The organism is Rathayibacter sp. AY1D1 (genome assembly GCF_002932635.1).
In the GTDB taxonomy this organism is placed as follows: Bacteria; Actinomycetota; Actinomycetes; order Actinomycetales; family Microbacteriaceae; genus Rathayibacter.
Map to the genome: position 1 here is coordinate 21,307 of NZ_PSVY01000019.1, position 17,315 is coordinate 38,621.

Consider the following 17,315-nt stretch of genomic DNA (forward strand, 5'->3'; position numbering starts at 1 on the left):
TGAGCGTTCCCCGATCATCCCAGGTCGACGGTCGGCGAGAGGCGCACGGTCACCCAGGCGATGGCGGGGATCCGGAACGAGAGGACGCCGTCGGACAGCGCAACGGCGAGGAGTCGCGGAGTGACGGTGTCGGGGAGCTCCGCCGAGTTCGTCGCGAACGGGTCCTCGTGTCGGAGGATCAGCGCCTCCGTCACGGTGAGGGCGGGGAACGCGGTGAGGTCGACCGTGGTCTCCGTGACGCCGTCGGTCGCGCGGTTGACGATCATCAGGTCGAGGGAGCCGTCGGCGTGTGCCGCTGCGGCGAAGGCGAGGACGGGAGCGGAGTCCTCGCCCCCTCCCGTGCTGTCCGCCTCGACGACGGTCCGGAGCGCGGTCGCGCCGGCGGAACGCCGTGCCTGGGCGAACGGCCAGAAGGTGCTCTGCCGCCAGGCGGGGCCGTCCGGTTCGGTCATGATCGGACCGATGACGTTCACCAGCTGAGCCATGCTCGCTGCACGGACGATGTCGGCTCTGTTGATCATGCTGATGAGCATGTCGCCCACGACGACGGCGTCCGCTGCCGTGTAGCGGTCCTCGAGGAGTCGGGGCGCCTCCTCCCATTCGAGCCCTCCGGCGACGCGCTCGTCGTGGGCGACGAAGTCCCACACGTTCCACTCGTCGAAGGAGATGGCGATCGGACGCTCTGATCGCGTCTGTGCGCGCACCTGTCCGATCGTGTCGGCGATGGCGGTGATGAAGCGGTCCATCGCGACGCCGGAGGCGAGGAACGCGGCCAGGTCGCCGTCGTAGCGGAAGTACTGGTGGCAGGACACGAAGTCGACGTGCTCGATCGTGTGCAGCAGTACCTCCTGCTCCCAGGCTCCGAAGGTGGCCATCCGGTCGTTCGAGCTGCCGCAGACGATCAGTTCGAGGCAGGGGTCGAGTGCGCGCATGGCGGCGGCGGTGCGGGCGGCGAGACGCCCGTACTCGTCGGCGCTCAGGTGGCCGATCTGCCACGGCCCGTCCATCTCGTTGCCGATGCACCAGAGACGGATGCCGTGCGCCTCGTCGGCGCCGTTCGCGCGCCGCTCGTCCGAGAGAGTGGTGCCGCCGGGGTGGTTCGCGTACTCCAGCAGGTGCAGGGCCGAGCGGATTCCGTCGGTCCCGAGGTTCAGCGCCATCATCGGCTCGACGCGTGCCGCCCGGCACCAGCGGACGAACTCGTCGACCCCGAAGCGGTTCGGCTCGACGGTGTGCCAGGCAGGATCGAGCCGGACGGGACGGTCCTCGACCGGACCGATGCCGTCGCGCCAGTCGTACGCCGAGACGAAGTTACCGCCCGGGTAGCGGACGGTCGTGACCCCGAGCTCCTCGACGAGCGCGAGGACGTCGGTGCGGAATCCGTCGGCGTCGGCACTCTCGTGCGAAGGATCGAGCAGGCCGCCGTACACGCCTCGGCCCAGGTGCTCCACGAACGATCCGAAGAGCCGCGGATCGATCGTCCCGACCGTGAAGGCGGGGTGCACGATGCCGTGCGCTCGGTGGACGGGGTGCGAGGTCATGGCCATTCCGTTTCATCGATGAACTGGTGCGCACAGTATGCACGCCTCGACCAGCACACCGCGATCCGAAGGGATGGTGTCGAATGTTGACGGGGTCGGCCCGGCGGCTCTACTATCGCCGACAGCGGTCCTCGATTTCATCGATGAAATGCCTGCACCAGGTGGCCGAGTCAATGAAGACAGTGAAAGCGAGGCACGTCGTGAGGCGTCACAGCACCCGGATCAGCATCGTCGCAGCGGTCACAGCCGCGACTGCGGCCCTTCTTCTCAGCGGCTGCACGCCGTCGTCCGCGGGAGGCGCCTCGGCCGGGAACGGCGGCGACACCTTGACCGTCTGGCACTACTACTCCGTCGACGGCCAGACCGCCGGACTCGAGGAGCTCGCGTCGGACTTCGAATCGACGCACGAGGGGGTCGCGGTCGAGAACGTCTACGTTCCGTTCGACCAGCTGACGAACAAGCTCGTGCAGGCCGCGGGAACGGGCACCGGCCCCGATGTGGTCGTCTACAACGCCGCCGATACCTTCACCCTCACCGAGGCGAAGGCCATCGAGCCGATGAACGAGTGGTGGGACCAGTACGCCGACGCCGGGCAGTTCCCCGACGCCGTCGTGCAGAAGGTCGGCGACGACGTCATGGGCGTGCAGGGCTTCGTGAACCTGATCGGCCTCTGGTACAACCAGGACATCCTCACCGAGCTGGGTGTCGAGGCTCCCACCACGTTCGAGGAGCTCGAGGCGGATCTCGCCTCGGCCACGGCCGCCGGCAAGGACGGCATCACGCTGACCGGCAAGGCGAACTCCGAGGGCGAGTGGCAGGCGTTCCCGTGGCTCTCGCGTGCCGGGTGGGACTACGCCGCACCCGAGCAGCAGCCTCTGCAGGACGCGTTCGCGATGGTGCAGGACTGGACCGCGAAGGGCTACCTGACCAAGGAGGCGGCGACGTGGGACCAGACGGTCCCTTTCCAGCAGTTCGCCGCGGGGAACACGGCCTTCGCCGTCAACGGCAACTGGCAGATCACCTCGGCCGAGAAGGACGCCGCGTTCGAGTACGGGGTCGTGCCGATCCCCGTCGGTGAGGGCGGCTCGGTCTACCTCGGCGGTGAGGTGCAGAACGTGGGCGCCTTCTCCGAGAACAAGGCGCTCGCGCAGGAGTACCTCGAGCAGGAGTTCTTCTCGAAGCAGGGGCAGCTGACGCTGCTCGACGCCTTCGGCTCGATCCCCGCCCGTGCCGATGCAGCTGCCGACGACAAGGTCGGCAGCGACCCGATCCTTTCCCAGTTCGCGGCGATCCTCCAGGACGACGGCCACACCTCGCCTGACCCGGCGATCCCGTCCGAGAACGTCGCGAAGGTGCTGCAGACCGTCGGTGAGTCCTGGAGCGCGGCGGTCGCCGGCAGCGGGACCCCCGAGCAGCTCTCGAGCGACCTGATGACGACCCTGACGCCGCTGCTCCAGCAGTAGCAGACCCCGACGAGAGAATGGAGCGACCGTGAGCAGCACCTCGACCACGACCCGGAGACGATCCGGCGTCGGCGGCGGCCGACTGGGCTTCGCCGCACCGGGAGGAGTGCTGCTCGCGGCGCTGTCGCTCTACCCCATCTACCTGCTGATGAGGATGAGCGTCAGCGAGGTCAGCTCCGGAACCCTCAACGGGGACTGGCCGTTCGTCGGAGTGCAGAACTTCCTCGCGCTGCTCCAGGGCTCCGACCTCGGCGGCGCCACGCTGCGCACCGGGGCCTTCGTGGTCCTGGTCACGGTCGTCGGGGTCGTCGGAGGACTCGGAGCGGCGATCGCCCTCCGTTCCTCCCGGCTGGGCAGTGCCTTCCTCCTGGGGATGATGGTGTTCATCTGGGCCATGCCGCCCGTGGTGAACGGCAGCATCTGGAAGTTCCTCCTCGCCGATCAGGGTCTGGTCAACACGCTCGTGCGGGCGACCGGCCTCTCGGCGGAGGGCGTCCCCTTCCTCTACGACGCGAGGTTCGCGCTGCTCTCGGTCGCGATCGTGAACGCCTGGGCCGTCATCCCCTTCAATGCGCTGGTCTTCCGGTCGGCTCTGCTGGGCATCGACCCCGAGATCCTCGAGGCGGCCTCGGTCGACGGCGCGAGCCGCTGGCAGGAGATCCGGAGCATCCTCATCCCCGCGGCGCGGCCGACCGCCGTCATCCTGGCGATCCTGACCGTCGTCTACGCCTTCCGCAGCTTCGACTTCATCTACGTGATGACCGCCGGCGGCCCCGGAGACGCGACGTCCACGCTGCCCTACCTCAGCTACTCCCAGGCCTTCGTCCAGCACGACTACGGACTGGGTTCCGCGACGGGCATCATCGCCCTCGCCATCGTGGCGGTCCTCGCCGTCGTCTACGTCCGATCGACCAGGAGCGAGTCCTGATGAGCACCCTCACCGCCCCCCTGACCCGCCTGCGAGGCGGCGCTGCGACCCGCGTCGCGCGACCGTCCCGCACCCGGGAGCCGGTCGCCTTCACCGTACGCGTGGTGCTCTACGTCCTGTACGGGCTGCCCCTTGTCTGGATCGTGCTCACCTCCCTCAAGCGCCAGGGCGACGTGGTCGGCGGAGCGATCCTCTCGGCGCCCTCCTTCGACGCCTATGCGGAGGCGCTCGCGAACCCCGCCCTCGCGACGGCGCTCGCCCAGTCGGCGCAGATCGCCCTCGGGACCACTGCACTGGTGCTCGCGCTCGGCGTCCCGTTCGCCTACGCGCTGCGCCGCGTCGACGGCGTCGTCGCCGGTCTCGTCCTCGGGCTGCTGATCTTCCTGCAGATGGTGCCGCAGACGGCGAGCATCATCCCTCTGTTCGCGATCTTCAGCAGGCTCGGTCTTCTGGACACCACCGCCGGTCTCGTCCTCGCCGATACGGCGATGTTGCTGCCGTGGGCCGTGCTGCTGCTGCGACCGTTCTTCGCCGCGGTGCCCGACGCCATCGAAGAGGCCGCCTCCATCGACGGGGCCGGTCGGCTGCGCACCTTCTTCGCCGTCGTCGTCCCGATCGTTCGAAACGGCATGGCGACGGTCGGCTCGCTGATCTTCCTCGTCGCCTGGGGCGAGTTCCTCTTCGCGATCAACCTCTTCCTCTCTCCGGTCAACTACCCGATCAGCGCTCTCATCGCGCAGCAGACGTCGGGGTACGGGATCGACTGGCCCGGGCTGATGGCTCTCGCGGTCATCTCCTCGCTGCCGCTGCTGGCCGTCTACGTGCTGTCGTTCCGGCTGCTGCGTGAGGGCCTCGCCGTCGGCAGCGTCAAGTAGCAGTCGTCCTTCCTCTCGTCCCGCGCCATTCTTGAAAGATCCCGTCATGACCTTCTCCCCAGCCCTGCCCGTTGACCCGGCCGCCGGGACCCTGACACCCCTCGCCATCGACCGGGTCCAGCTGGACCCGGAGGGGTTCTGGGGACGTCGGGTCGCCGTCAACGCGACCGCCACCTTCGAGCACAACCTCGGCTGGCTGGAGCGCGCCGGATGGCTGCGCAATTTCGAGCTCGCCGTCGGGGGCGGACTCGCCGAAGGCCGTCGCGGACGCGAGTTCGCCGACTCCGAGGTCTACAAGACCCTCGAAGGGCTCTGCTGGCACACCGCCGGACGTGAGGACCCGGAGACCGAATCGATCATCCGCGCTCTCACCGCCCGCATCGTCAGTGCGCAGGAGAGCGACGGCTATCTCGGCACCCGCTTCGGCCGGCACGGTCAGGCTGAGCGTTACAGCGACCTCGAGTGGGGCCATGAGCTGTACAACGCCGGACACCTCCTCCAGGCCGCGGTCGCGCGACTGCGCACCCACGGTGAGGACGGGTTCACGCAGGCCGCGCGCCGTCTCGCCGACCACATCTGCTCGGAGTTCGGGGCGGACGGCCGCCAGACGGTCTGCGGACATCCGGAGATCGAGGTCGCGCTCACGGAGTTCGCCCGCGCCACGGGGGAGGAGCGCTACCTCGAGCAAGCCCGCGTGTTCTTGGACCGCCGCGGTCACCAGAGCCTGGAAGACGTCGAGTTCGGTCGCGCCTACTTCCAGGACGACGTCCCGATCCGCGAGGCCAAGGTCCTCCGCGGACACGCGGTGCGCGCCCTCTACCTCACGTCCGCGGTGGTCGACGTCGCCGTGGACACTGATGACGCCGAGCTGCTCGCGATCGTCGAGCGGCAGTGGGAGGCCACAGTCGCACGCCGGACCTACATCACCGGTGGAATGGGCTCGCATCACCAGGACGAGGCGTTCGGCGCCGACTTCGAGCTACCCAACGACCGCGCGTACTGCGAGACCTGCGCCGGCGTGGGCTCGATCATGCTCTCGTGGAGGTTGCTGCTCGCCACCGGCCGCCCGCGCTACGCGGACCTGATCGAACGCACTCTGCACAACATCATCGCCACCGCCGTGTCCGAGGACGGCCGCTCCTTCTTCTACGCGAACACCCTCCACCGGCGCGAGCCGGGCGTCGCGTCCTCCCCGGAGGAGCAGTCCAAGCGCGCGGACTCCAGTCAGCGGGCGGCGTGGTTCGACGTCGCCTGCTGCCCCAACAACCTCGCCCGCACCTTCGCCTCGCTGTCCGGCTACCTCGCCACCACCGATGCGAAGGGTGTGCAGCTGCACCAGTACGCGTCCGCCACGATCTCCGCCGCTCTCCTCCAGGGAGACGTCTCGATGGAGGTCTCCAGCGACCTGCCGGAGCGGGGGCGAGTCGCCGTGACCATCACGCGCACACCCGTCGAGCCGTGGACTCTGACGCTGCGGATCCCGACCTGGGCGACGAACGCGGACGTCGTCGTCGTCTCCGCCGACGGGGATGCTGCCGAGACGCCGACCGGACCGTTCCACGGCACGCTCCACCTCGAACGGCGTTTCCGCGTCGGCGACCGGATCGAACTCGACCTCCCCTTCGAACCCGTCCTCGTGCAGCCCGACGAGAGGATCGATGCCACCCGCGGCACCGTCGCCGTCCAGCACGGACCGGACATCCTCTGCCTCGAGTCCGTCGACCTCCCCGCCGGCGCCCACGTCGACGACATCGCCCTGGACGCCGGAGCGGTCCCGATCGCACGAGAGGGGCGTGTGACGCTCGCCGGCAGCGTCGCCGAACGCGACGAGCACGAATGGCCCTTCTCCAGAATCCCTCGAACCCCGCACCGACGGCCGTTGACCGTGGCGCTCACCCCGTACCGGTCGTGGGGATCCCGAGGTCCCGTGTCGATGCGCATCTGGCTTCCCGTGAACCACTCCTGATTCCCGGGCGAGCTCCCACCGCCGGGCGGATCCTCGCTCCTCTGCGGCGGCCGCCGGTCACCGCATCCGCACTTCGACGAAGAAGGCAGGACATGTCCCTCCTCTCACGCAGAGCCTCTCGGCTGCTCGCGGCACTCACGATCGGCGTCATCGCCGCAGCAGGATCGGTGGTGGTCGGCCAGACCGCCGACGCCGCCACCAGTTACCCCTACACGCTCGCCTCCGACAAGATCCGCGCGAGCTTCGCCGCGGACGGGTCGATGCAGTCGCTCAAGATCGTCGGCGACCTACACGACACCGAATACCTGATGAACCCGGACAGCGCTCCGGAGCAGGCCCGCGAGACGAACAGCAAGTACCGCCAGTGGTTCGGGAACCTGATGTTCTCCTACGCGAACGGCACGGGAGCAGTGTCGACCACCGGTGTCGGCGCGAACCCCTGGAAGACCGCGTGGACCTCCCAGTCGGCCGACGGCCGCACCGTCTCGGCGACGTCGAGCAGTGTGACGGTCACCCACCAGAACTCCACCAACGCGGAAGGCGTGAAGGGCTTCACCGTCACCGAGACGTACTCTCTCGCCTCCGACGGCTCCCTGGTCTGGAAGCAGGACGTCAAGAACACCGCGGCCACGCAGCTCGTCATCGGCGACTGGGGTGTCCCCGTTCCCGGCAACGAGCTATGGAGGCAGGGCGACTCGATCTACGAGACCCGGGTCCTCACACACTCCTACGTGGGCAAGAACGGCTCCTACGTCACTCTCGAGCGTCCCAGCGGCCAGGGCCCGTTCATCGCCATGACCGCCGACACCGCATCCGGCTCCGGCTTCGAGTACCAGGACCGCTGGCGCACCGAGGAAGTCGGCAACACCTCCTGGGCCTGGAACTCGGCGAACGAGAGCTCGAACATCAAGGGCCTCAACATCTACTACCCGCACTCCACCGCGATCCAGAAGACCAACCGCGGCTACCTCAGCTCCACCAGTGTCGCCATCGCGCCGGGCGCGACGAAGAGCTACACCTATCGCATCGGCAAGGTCGATGACGACGCAGCACTCAAGCAGACGATGTTCGATCGAGGGCTGCTCGACACCACGGTCGTCCCCGGACTCATCGTGCCCATCGACCGGCGCGCAGAGATGGCGTTCCGGATCAAGGGCACCATCACGTCAGTCACCGCGCGCAACCGCAACGACCTCAAGGGGTCAGCGCCCACGAACCCCGTCGTGACGTTCTCCCGGAGCAACGGCGACTACCGGATCTACGGGATGACCTTCGACCGCACGCAGCTGGGCGCCAACGACGTCACCGTCTGGTACACGGACCAGACCGGCGCCGCGCGGCAGTCCGTCCTCCAGTTCTCCGTGATCGACAGTGTCGCGGGACTCCTCGACACGCATGCGAAGTTCATGGTCGAGAAGACCCAGTGGAAGCCGTCCGACGGACTCTCCGCGAGCGACATCCGCAACTACACCTTCGACGACTGGATGATGAACGCCCCCGACGGCAGCCTCGCCACCACGACGAACGCCCCTCAGGGCCGCCGCAACGAGTACGCCGGCTACTACGGGCTCGGCGACGACTGGGGACTCCCGCACGGCCAGTTCCTCGCGGAGAAGCTCGTCGCCCTGCCCGACGCCACCCAGATCAAGGCCCTCGACGACTACCTCCAGAAGGCCGTCTGGGAGAACCTGATGGGGAACACGTCGCCCAGCGCCGCGCCGAGGTACACCGTCTACGACTTCTGGGAGCAGGGGAAGCCCGGCAGCCTGAACACCACGCCCGGCTACCGCGGCTACGCCTACCCGCACGTCTACAACACGTTCTTCGGCATGTACAACATCGCCAAGCAGAACCCCTCCGCGATCGCCTACGCCCACCCCGCTCAGTGGTACCTGACGACGGCCTACGGGATCTTCAAGGAGCTCTACGAGGGACCCGTCGCCTACAACTGGGAGACCGGACTCATGGGTGAGCTCTCGACACCCGATCTCATCGCCGCATTGCGCGCCGAGGGACTGGACACGCAGGCCAACGACATCGAAGCGAAGATGGCGATCAAGTACGCCAACTTCTCCTCCAACGCCTACCCCTACGGCTCCGAGTACAGCTACGACAACACGGGGGAGGAGGCGGTCTACACCCTCGCCAAGCTCAATGTGAACGATGACAAGACGAACGCCCTGCGCGTCATGCGCGACATCGTCGCCAAGACGGAGGCCGCCCGCGGACGCATGCCCGTCTGGTACTGGTACTCCGACCCCACCACCATCACGGGCGAGAACTGGTGGCAGTTCCAGTACAGCGCCTCCCTCGCCGGCTACACGATGGACGACTACATCAACCACACCGCAGCACTCGAGACCGGAACCACGGCCATCACCGCCGCGCGCCGCGCCGAGCTGCAGCGCCTGAACTACGCCGGCAAGGTCGCAGGACTCGCGACCATCAACTCCGGCCAGATCAGCAACGCGCCGGCCAACATCGGAGCCGCATCGTGGTCGTACCAGGCCGAGCGCGGCAACCTCGGCACCCTCGGGGTCGGCGGAGGCGCGAACGTCAAGCTGAACAACGGCTGGCGGGGCATGACCGGCGAGAGCGATCTCGGACTGTGGGGCACCCTGCAGACCCTCAGCGCCGACGTCGTCACCGATGACCCGATCTTCGGAGTCGTCGGATACGGAGCGGACGTCTCGCGGGACGCCTACTCCACCACCGTCATCCCGAAGGACGGCCTGCAGCGCCGCCTCAACCTGGTGACCCAGCAGCTGTCGGTCGACCTCGAGAACGACGCCTACTCGCAGGCGATCGTCGGCTCGAACAGCGCCGACCTGCGCCTGGACATGCTCAACCGCACCGGCACCGCACACTCCGGCATCGCGGAGGTCAGCGGCCTCGCGCAGGGCAGCTACGCGGTCATCGTGAACGGCGTGCGCCAGCGCACCGTCAACGTCTACCGGCCCGCCTCTCTCGCGGGAACGCTTCCCGCGCCGGTCCGCGTCCCGTTCGATGCGCCCGCCGGCAGCACGTACATCGTCCACCTGGTCTCGACCGCCCCGGGCGCGAATGCGGCGCCGACCGTCAACGCCGGACCCGACCAGGCCGGGCTGTCCCTCGGACTCGATCCGATCCAGCTCAGCGGATCCGCCTCCGACGACGGACTCGGCTCGCCGAACGGAACCCTGACGACGCAGTGGAGCGTGCAGTCTGCTCCTGCCGGTGCCACCGCGACCTTCGCGTCGCCGACTGCTCGCCGCACGTCTGCGTCGGTGAGTACCGCCGGCAGCTACGTGTTCGCACTCCGGGCAAGCGACGGCGTCCTTGCGACCACCGACACGGTGTCCGTGACCGTTCAAGCCCTGCAGCCGCTCCCGGCCGACTGGGTGACCTACACCTTCGACTCATCGTCGAACGGCACCGTCCCCGACGCCTCCGGCAACGGCAACGCGCTCGCGCTCAAGGGGACGGCGGCAACCGCCACCGACGGCACGGCGAGCGTGCTGCGGCTGAACGGAAGCGACGGGGCCTTCGCCCAGCTGCCGTCGGACATCCTGTCACGCTCGAAGGACCTGACCATCTCGATGAGGGTGAAGGTCGATTCGATCTCCACCTTCAGCCGGCTGTTCGACTTCGGCAGCAGCACCCAGAAGTACGTGTTCCTCACGCCGAAGTCGACTGACGGGAAGCTAGGGCTCGCCCTCACGACCTCCGGTAATGGAGCGGAGACACGGATCTCGACGAACTTCACGATGCCCGCTGGGCAGTGGACCGACATCAAGGTGACCTTCAAGGCGAATACGAACGGCACGACGACGGGAACGATCTTCGCCAACGGAGTGCAGGTCGGGCAGAACACCGCCATGCCGCTCGCTCCGAAGGACCTAGGCCGCACCAGCGGCAACTTCCTCGGCAAGTCACAGTTCCCCGACCCGTACCTCGCCGGCAGCTTCGACAGCTTCGAGATCGACGGAGTCGTGCGCTGACGACACCCGAAAGACCAGCGCTGAACCGCTCGTCGCCCCCTCCTCACGCGGCGACGAGCGGTTCAGCACCTCTTCCCGCGCACAACTTCTGCGCATCAGCCCTCGCCCGCTGGCGCCACCGAGGGGCGAGCTGGTTGAGGTTGCTCGAGACGTACCCGATCGTGCTGCGGATGTTCATCAGATCCGCGGCAACTGACGTGAACTCCGCGTCCGTGATGACCGCGTCCTCGGCCGTCGCGGACTCGAACGGGGAAGTGCGACGCCCGCAGCGGGTCGAGCAGGCTGTCGCCGGCGACTACTCGCCGTCCTTCGCCCTCGCGCTGATGCAGAAGGACGCGGGGCTGATCCAGGCCTACGCGGACAGCGTCGGTGCGCCCGTCCCCGGCGTCGCGACGGCCCGCCACTACATCGACGAGGCGATGGCCGCCGGCTTCGGCGGGGAGAACGCCTCGGCGCTGATCAAGGCGATCGCCGCGGAGGCCGACGTCGACCTGACCCGGCGCTGACCCTCCGCCCCGGGGTGCCCCTGCCCGGCCGTGACGGCCGCCGCAGGGGCTCCCCCGGCACCCTCCCCGTCCCGGCCGCGCCGCGTGCTTCACTGGAGGGATGACCACGCGTGACGACCACATCGCCGACTTCGCCGAGTTCCTGACCGCCTCCCCCTCCTCGTACCACGCGGCCGCCGAGGCGGCACGGCGCCTCGAGGGAGCCGGATTCACGGGGCTGGACGAGACGCAGGCGTGGCCCGCGGGGCCCGGCCGGTACTACGTCGTCCGCGACGGCGCGATCATCGCCTGGCACCTGCCCGAGGGCTCCGGGGCGACCACGCCCTTCCGCATCCTGGGCGCCCACACCGACTCCCCCGGCTTCATGCTCAAGCCCCGGCCGACGATCGGTTCGAAGGGCTGGCTGCAGGCCGGCGTCGAGATCTACGGCGGCCCGCTGCTCAACTCCTGGCTCGACCGCGAGCTCGAGCTGGCCGGGCGCGTGGTCACCCGCGACGGCTCGACGCGCCTGCTCCGGACCGGCCCGCTGCTGCGGATCCCGCAGCTCGCGATCCACCTCGACCGCACGGCGAACGAGGGACTCACCCTCGACCGCCAGAAGCACACCGTCCCCGTGTTCGGCATCGGCGACGCCTCCGAGGTCGACCTGCTCCAGCTGCTCGCCGCGCACGCCGGGCTCGACGACGCCTCCGACATCGCCGGCTACGACCTGCTCACCGCCGACACGCAGGCGCCGCGCCGCTTCGGCCTCGACGAGATGCTCCTCGCCGCCGGGCGGATGGACGATCTCAGCTCCGTGCACGCCGGCCTCGTCGCGCTCCTCGCGGCGAGCGCCGATCCCGCGGCGCCGCCCGCGCACATCAGCGTGCTCGCCGCCTTCGACCACGAGGAGCTCGGCTCGGCGAGCCGTTCCGGAGCGAGCGGGCCGTTCCTCGAGGACGTCCTCTCGCGCATCGGCACGGCCCTCGGCGCCGGCGTCGACGAGCGCGCCCGGGCGATCGCCGCCTCCTGGTGCCTCTCGGCCGACGCGGGCCACTCCGTGCACCCCAACTACTCCGAGAAGCACGATCCCGCGAACCAGCCGGTGGCCGGGAAGGGGCCGCTGCTCAAGATCAACGCGACGCAGCGCTACGCGACGGATGCGCGCGGCGCGGCGCTGTGGGCGGGCGTCTGCGAGCGCGCCGGGGTCGGGTACCAGGAGTTCGTCTCGAACAACTCGGTGCCGTGCGGATCGACGATCGGCCCGCTGACCGCGACCCGGCTCGGCATCTCCACGGTCGACGTGGGAGTGCCGCTGCTCTCGATGCACTCGGCGCGCGAGCTAGCCCACGTGGACGACCTGGTCGCCCTGACCGCGGCGATCGAGGCGTTCTTCACTCCCTGAGCCGGGTCCGGCGCGATCGGGGCACCGCGGCCTGGCGCACCCGCCGGACGGACCCCCGGCTCCGCTCAGTCGCCGGGCGGCCGCCGGCGCTGCTGCTTCGTCTCGGAGCGCTGCTGCTTCGCGGCGAGCCGGCGGCGGGTGGAGCCGCGCGTGGGCCGGGTCGGGCGCCGCGGGGCGGAGGGCGGCGCGAGGGCCGCGGTGATGATCCCGCGGAGCAGCTCGAGGGCCGTCTCGCGGTTGCGCAGCTGCGAGCGCTCCTGCGCCACCGTGACGGTGACCGCTCCGGAGACGAGCCGCCGCCCGAGGCGCTCGAGCAGGCGCGAGCGCTGCTCGTCCGAGAGGGCCGTCGACTCCTCGACGCTCCAGGTGAGCTGCACGCGGCTGTCGGAGGTGTTCACGTGCTGCCCGCCGGGCCCGGAGGAGCGCGAGAACCGCCACTGCAGCTCCGATGCGGGGACGACGAGCCCCGGCCGCACCTCGAGATCCATGCGGCAAGCCTGGCACGCGCCCGCCCCGGAGCGGGAGCGCCGGCGATCCGCTCCCGGGTGCGGTGTCCTCTTCCGGACGTGTCCGCTACAGGCTCTTGTCCCCGCGGTGGTCACGTCCGGACACTGGAGAGGTGCCCGGGCGGGCGCATCGGCCGACTCCTCACTGCCACCCGAAGGCGTCGAGGGGTCGGCCGCACGGCTCGGTCCCGCGGGAGCTCAATCGCGCGGCACCGTCTCGGCGAGGTCGATCTCGCCGTCGTCCAGCGCTCCCGGCTCGAGCGCCTCCGGATCATCGAGCACCGGCTCTCCGGCACCGGCGTCGCCGTCGCGGGTGCGCGAGTCCGCCGCCCACGCCGTGCCGAGCGCGAAGAGCGTCGCCACTCCGTAGTGCTCCATCGCGGCGGCCACGCGGCGGCGGCCGGTCCGCGGATTCATGCCGAGCCGGTGCGACGCGGTCTCGAGCGTGACGCCCTGGCGCATCAGCCGGAGCAGCGGCAGCCAGCTCTGGTCGACGGCGCCGATCGGAGCGGCCTGCCGCCACAGCACCTCGAAGTACGACTCGACCAGCCCGGCCAGCGCCGCATGGCGCACGCCGAGCACGCTGGTCGGCTTCGTCTCGCCCCACTCGAACGGGACGGCGAGGTGGTCGCCGTCGACCCAGAACCAGCTCGGCGGGCTCTCGAGGAGCCGGTACTCGACGCCCGCCGCCTGGTACGCCTCCACCCGGGCGAGCACCCGGGGGTCGCGCGCGCCGGCGGCCGGCATGATGACGCGCACCCGGTCCTTCGCCGCGAGCGCGTGCCCGAAGCGGATCGCCCGCTCCGTCGGCGGATCGAGGAAACGCTCCACGTTCGGGAGCACCGCCACGAGCGAGCCGGAGTCGCGGCGCACCAGGTCGAACCAGAGGTCCTCGGACGCGTGCGGCCCGTGGCGGAGGAGGGTCGGCACGGGATCCGACGTGTCCTCGCCGACCCGCCAGGCGCCGAGCAGCATCGGCAGGCCCGCGACGACGCGCTCGATCCCGTCCAGGGACTCCCTGCCCGCCCGCCGCGCCGACTCCGTGTGCCGGGCGATGGCCGCGGCCGCCCACTCCATCGGCGCCGGGAAGTCGAGCTGCTCGCCCTCGCCGCCCATGAGCCCCCGGCCGCGGAGCCGCTCGATCGCCGCGGCGACCTCGGCCTCGTCGATGTGGGTCAGCTCCGCCGCGTCGGCCAGCGTCGCCGGCCGTCCCCGCAGCAGCGCAGCCAGGAGTCCGTCGTCGTCCATGCGTCTCCTTCGCCGTGGGCCGTCACCCGAGGGTGCCGTCTCCGCGGTCGAGGAGCAAGGGACGCGCGGCGGACGGCGGGGAGCGGCCAGGCGGGGGCGGCGGATGAACTCGTGACGAGCACGGACCTCGGCTCACCTGAGGAGACCAGCCGGAAGATCAGGGCCGTCCCTGGTTCTCCGTCTTGATGCCTCCCCAGGCCTACTGTTCTGCGACGTCCCGTACGCGACCGGACTCCGAGCCCTTGAGAGAGGAGACGTCTGGTCGACTTCAGACGCTCGGGCTCCCGTCGTCGAGGTCCTCGTGGTGGCGGTCGACGTATCCAGCCATGCCGGGGACCGTGAAGGCGATCTGGCCGTGCTCGGGTGAGTAGACCAGTCCTTTGCTGATGAGCGCGGCACGGTAGGGCCCGAGGCTGGTTGTCGGGATACCCATTCGCTGCGTGACGAGAGCGGTGGAGGAGGGTCCCTCACCGTCGGCTGCCATGGCGCGGAGCATTCGTCGCTCTGAGCGCGTGGCTCGCTGCCATCGTGAGCGGAAGAATCCGGCATCGAGCTGTTCGGTCCCGTACTGCACTGCTGCCGTGGCGTCGGCCAGAGTGACAAGACGACTGGAGAGGTTCCATGCGGCCTGCCCGTACTCCTGAATGAAGTACGGGTAGCCGCCTGCGGCTTCGAGGAGAATCTCGAGCGCATCGGGAGCGAACTCAGCGCCGAGCCGCTCCGCGGGCTCTCGGAGAGCGTGCGCCGCATCGTCGCGAGAGAAGGTGCCTATCTGTCGGTAGTTGAAGAGGCGCTCGGCGTACGAACGCGTCTCGGTGAGGACACGGGGGAGATTCGGGAGGCCGGCGGCGATGATGTAGAACGGCCACTCCCGCTGGTTCGCCGCATGCTGAGCGGCGATGAGCGCACCCATCGTCTCCGCATCGAGGTCCTGCATCTCATCGACGAACACACCGAAGGCACGACGACGCTCCCCCAGAGCGGTGGAAACGTCTTCGACGAGCTCGAGGAGGTCGACTTCAGCGTCGCCGGAGTCGGCACGTCCGTCGTTGAGTGCGACTCCGAGTTCGATCCCCGTTGCACCGACCTTCGCATTGAACGAGGAGATCGTGCCGAGTGCTTCTCGCATCAGCGCCGTCGGCTTCGAGCGGGTGAGCTTGCGAGCGGACACGACGAGCTCTCGAGCCAGGGCACGCCGTACGGCCCGCGCGCCGCCTTCATCCCGACGCGCCTCGAGGCGCACCGTGAGCCACTCGAACGACTCCGCCATGCGGTGCATCTCGTTCAACAGCACCGTCTTGCCGACGCCGCGGAGGCCCGTGAGGACGATGCCGCGATCGCTCATTCCATGCGTGACACGAGCGCGGATCGTGTCGAACGCTTCGAGCTCGCCAGTCCGACCAACGAGCTCGGGCGGCCGCCGACCGGATCCAGGGCTGTAGGGGTTCTGCTCAGGCAACATCTAGCCGATGATAGTCACCTCTAGCCGAAACCTAATTCGTCGCTATCGACTGCAATCGTCCGCGCCGGCGCCACGTGGTGGCGACCATGCGATGCTGCGAACCCCCGTTCCAGCTTCCCTTCGAGTCGCCGCCGGGCAGCGCATCGGACCCTGCACGCTGAAGGGCGAGCGCGAGCCATGTCCGCTCCGACCGAGGATCGGCTCGCGCCGTCGATCCGGGTTCGGCCGGGCGCATGCTGCTGCGGTCACTCGGACAGCAGCGGGATCGAGCGGCCCACGCGCCTGCCGTACTCGGCGATGGCGCGGCCGACGGGGAGCCGCTCGGCCTCGTAGCGCTGGAGCGCCTCGTCGACCGGGTGCCGCGCGAGGGAGGCGGCGAGGGCCAGCGCGTCGCCCGCCGCCTTGGCCGCGCCCATGGCCGTGTGCGGCCGCACCGTCACGGCGGCGTCACCGAGGAGGGCGACCCGGCCGCGCACCGTCCGCGGCGGGACGTAGTCGACGATCGCCTGCAGGAAGGGCTGCGGCTCGGCGAGGACGGAGGCCGCGAAGGGCGGCGGCAGGCGGTCGACCGCGTCCTCCTCGAGCCGGCGGCGGAGATCGGGAGCGAGGTCGCCGGGCGCGAGGGACACGCTCTCCGGCGGACGGCCGGACGCCGTCATCACTCCGCGGAGGGCGTCCTCGGAGAGGGGCCGGTACCAGACCCAGTTGTAGCGCCGTCGGCCGGGCTCCACCTCGCCGGCGGGTCCGGGGACGAGGTAGCCGAGCATGTGCTCGCCGGGCGCGGTGTAGAAGGCGAAGCGTCCGAGCAGAGTCGCCGCGGCCCCGGCGGGGAGCGCCGACTCCGGGATCAGCCCGCGCCAGGTCGAGTAGCCGGCGTAGCGGTTCCCCGGCGCCTCGGGCGCGACCGCCGCGCGCACGACGGATCCGAGGCCGTCGGCTCCGAGGACGACGTCGAACTCCAGGCCGCTCCCGTCGCGCAGCTCGACGACGACCGGGTCCGTCCCGGTCGAGGGGCGCACCCCGGCGACGGCGTGACCGAGGAGGTAGCGGTCGGTGGGGATCCGCGAGCGGAGCGTGTCGTAGAGGTGGTCCCAAGACACCTGCGTCTGCGGGGAGGGGTCGCGGCCGATCACGCGCCCGGAGCGGTCGAGGGTGATCCGCTCGTGCGCAACGACGCCGACCCGCGCCTCGTCGTCGCGGCCGATCGCGTGCAGGAGGTCGATCAGGTCCTGCTGGGCCACCAGCCCGGCGCCCCGCCGCGACAGGCCCGTCGCCGACCGCTCGAGGACCGTCACGCGGTGCCCGTCGCGGACGAGCAGGGCCGCGGCGAACAGTCCGCCGATCGAGCCGCCGACGATCCCGACGTCGAGCGGGCGCACCGCTCCTCCTGCTGCCATGAGCGCGACCGTACCGGCGAGCGCGCGGCGCCCGTTCCTACAGACGGCGGAACAGCGCC

Annotated in this window: 12 protein-coding genes; 7 read left to right on the forward strand and 5 right to left on the reverse strand. The window is 70.0% G+C overall.

Annotated features, from left to right (window positions below):
• Positions 1 to 14: 14 nt before the first annotated feature.
• A complete protein-coding gene (locus C5C56_RS12100; RefSeq protein ID WP_104247258.1) occupies positions 15 to 1,541 on the reverse strand; it encodes an alpha-N-arabinofuranosidase in 1,527 nt (508 codons plus the stop codon).
• A gap of 200 nt (positions 1,542 to 1,741) precedes the next feature.
• On the opposite strand from C5C56_RS12100, the gene C5C56_RS12105 reads away from it, so the two are divergent.
• The 7 genes from C5C56_RS12105 (at position 1,742) to C5C56_RS12135 (ending at position 12,643) form a co-directional block, all read left to right on the forward strand.
• The gene (locus tag C5C56_RS12105; RefSeq protein ID WP_181027149.1) at positions 1,742 to 3,004 is read left to right on the forward strand and encodes an extracellular solute-binding protein; all 1,263 of its coding nucleotides are present in this window, start codon (positions 1,742 to 1,744) and stop codon (positions 3,002 to 3,004) included.
• A gap of 28 nt (positions 3,005 to 3,032) precedes the next feature.
• A complete protein-coding gene (locus C5C56_RS12110; RefSeq protein WP_104247247.1) occupies positions 3,033 to 3,932 on the forward strand; it encodes a carbohydrate ABC transporter permease in 900 nt (299 codons plus the stop codon).
• The gene (locus C5C56_RS12115) at positions 3,932 to 4,807 is read left to right on the forward strand and encodes a carbohydrate ABC transporter permease (RefSeq protein WP_104224039.1); all 876 of its coding nucleotides are present in this window, start codon (positions 3,932 to 3,934) and stop codon (positions 4,805 to 4,807) included. The genes C5C56_RS12110 and C5C56_RS12115 overlap by 1 nt, the downstream gene beginning before the upstream one ends.
• A 46-nt stretch (positions 4,808 to 4,853) precedes the next feature.
• A complete protein-coding gene (locus tag C5C56_RS12120) occupies positions 4,854 to 6,773 on the forward strand; it encodes a glycoside hydrolase family 127 protein (RefSeq protein ID WP_104225865.1) in 1,920 nt (639 codons plus the stop codon).
• 92 nt (positions 6,774 to 6,865) lie between these two features.
• On the forward strand, positions 6,866 to 10,753 hold the full coding sequence (locus C5C56_RS12125; RefSeq protein WP_104319679.1) for a DUF5695 domain-containing protein: 3,888 nt from the start codon (positions 6,866 to 6,868) through the stop codon (positions 10,751 to 10,753).
• Positions 10,754 to 10,923: 170 nt separating this feature from the next.
• Positions 10,924 to 11,259 carry an NAD-binding protein gene (locus C5C56_RS12130; RefSeq protein WP_146078797.1) on the forward strand — a complete coding sequence of 112 codons (336 nt, stop codon included), beginning with the start codon at positions 10,924 to 10,926 and terminating at the stop codon, positions 11,257 to 11,259.
• Between the two features lie 100 nt (positions 11,260 to 11,359).
• On the forward strand, positions 11,360 to 12,643 hold the full coding sequence (locus C5C56_RS12135) for a M18 family aminopeptidase (RefSeq protein WP_104260523.1): 1,284 nt from the start codon (positions 11,360 to 11,362) through the stop codon (positions 12,641 to 12,643).
• A gap of 65 nt (positions 12,644 to 12,708) precedes the next feature.
• On the opposite strand, the gene arfB is transcribed toward C5C56_RS12135, so the two are convergent.
• From arfB to C5C56_RS12155, 4 genes are all read right to left on the reverse strand, one after another.
• A complete protein-coding gene (arfB, locus tag C5C56_RS12140) occupies positions 12,709 to 13,131 on the reverse strand; it encodes an alternative ribosome rescue aminoacyl-tRNA hydrolase ArfB (protein ID WP_104224044.1) in 423 nt (140 codons plus the stop codon).
• Positions 13,132 to 13,347: 216 nt separating this feature from the next.
• On the reverse strand, positions 13,348 to 14,397 hold the full coding sequence (locus C5C56_RS12145) for a hypothetical protein (protein ID WP_104225861.1): 1,050 nt from the start codon (positions 14,395 to 14,397) through the stop codon (positions 13,348 to 13,350).
• 268 nt (positions 14,398 to 14,665) lie between these two features.
• Positions 14,666 to 15,859 carry an ATP-binding protein gene (locus C5C56_RS12150; RefSeq protein WP_104225860.1) on the reverse strand — a complete coding sequence of 398 codons (1,194 nt, stop codon included), beginning with the start codon at positions 15,857 to 15,859 and terminating at the stop codon, positions 14,666 to 14,668.
• 245 nt (positions 15,860 to 16,104) lie between these two features.
• The gene (locus C5C56_RS12155) at positions 16,105 to 17,256 is read right to left on the reverse strand and encodes an FAD-dependent monooxygenase (protein WP_219813894.1); all 1,152 of its coding nucleotides are present in this window, start codon (positions 17,254 to 17,256) and stop codon (positions 16,105 to 16,107) included.
• Between the last annotated feature and the right edge of the window lie 59 nt (positions 17,257 to 17,315).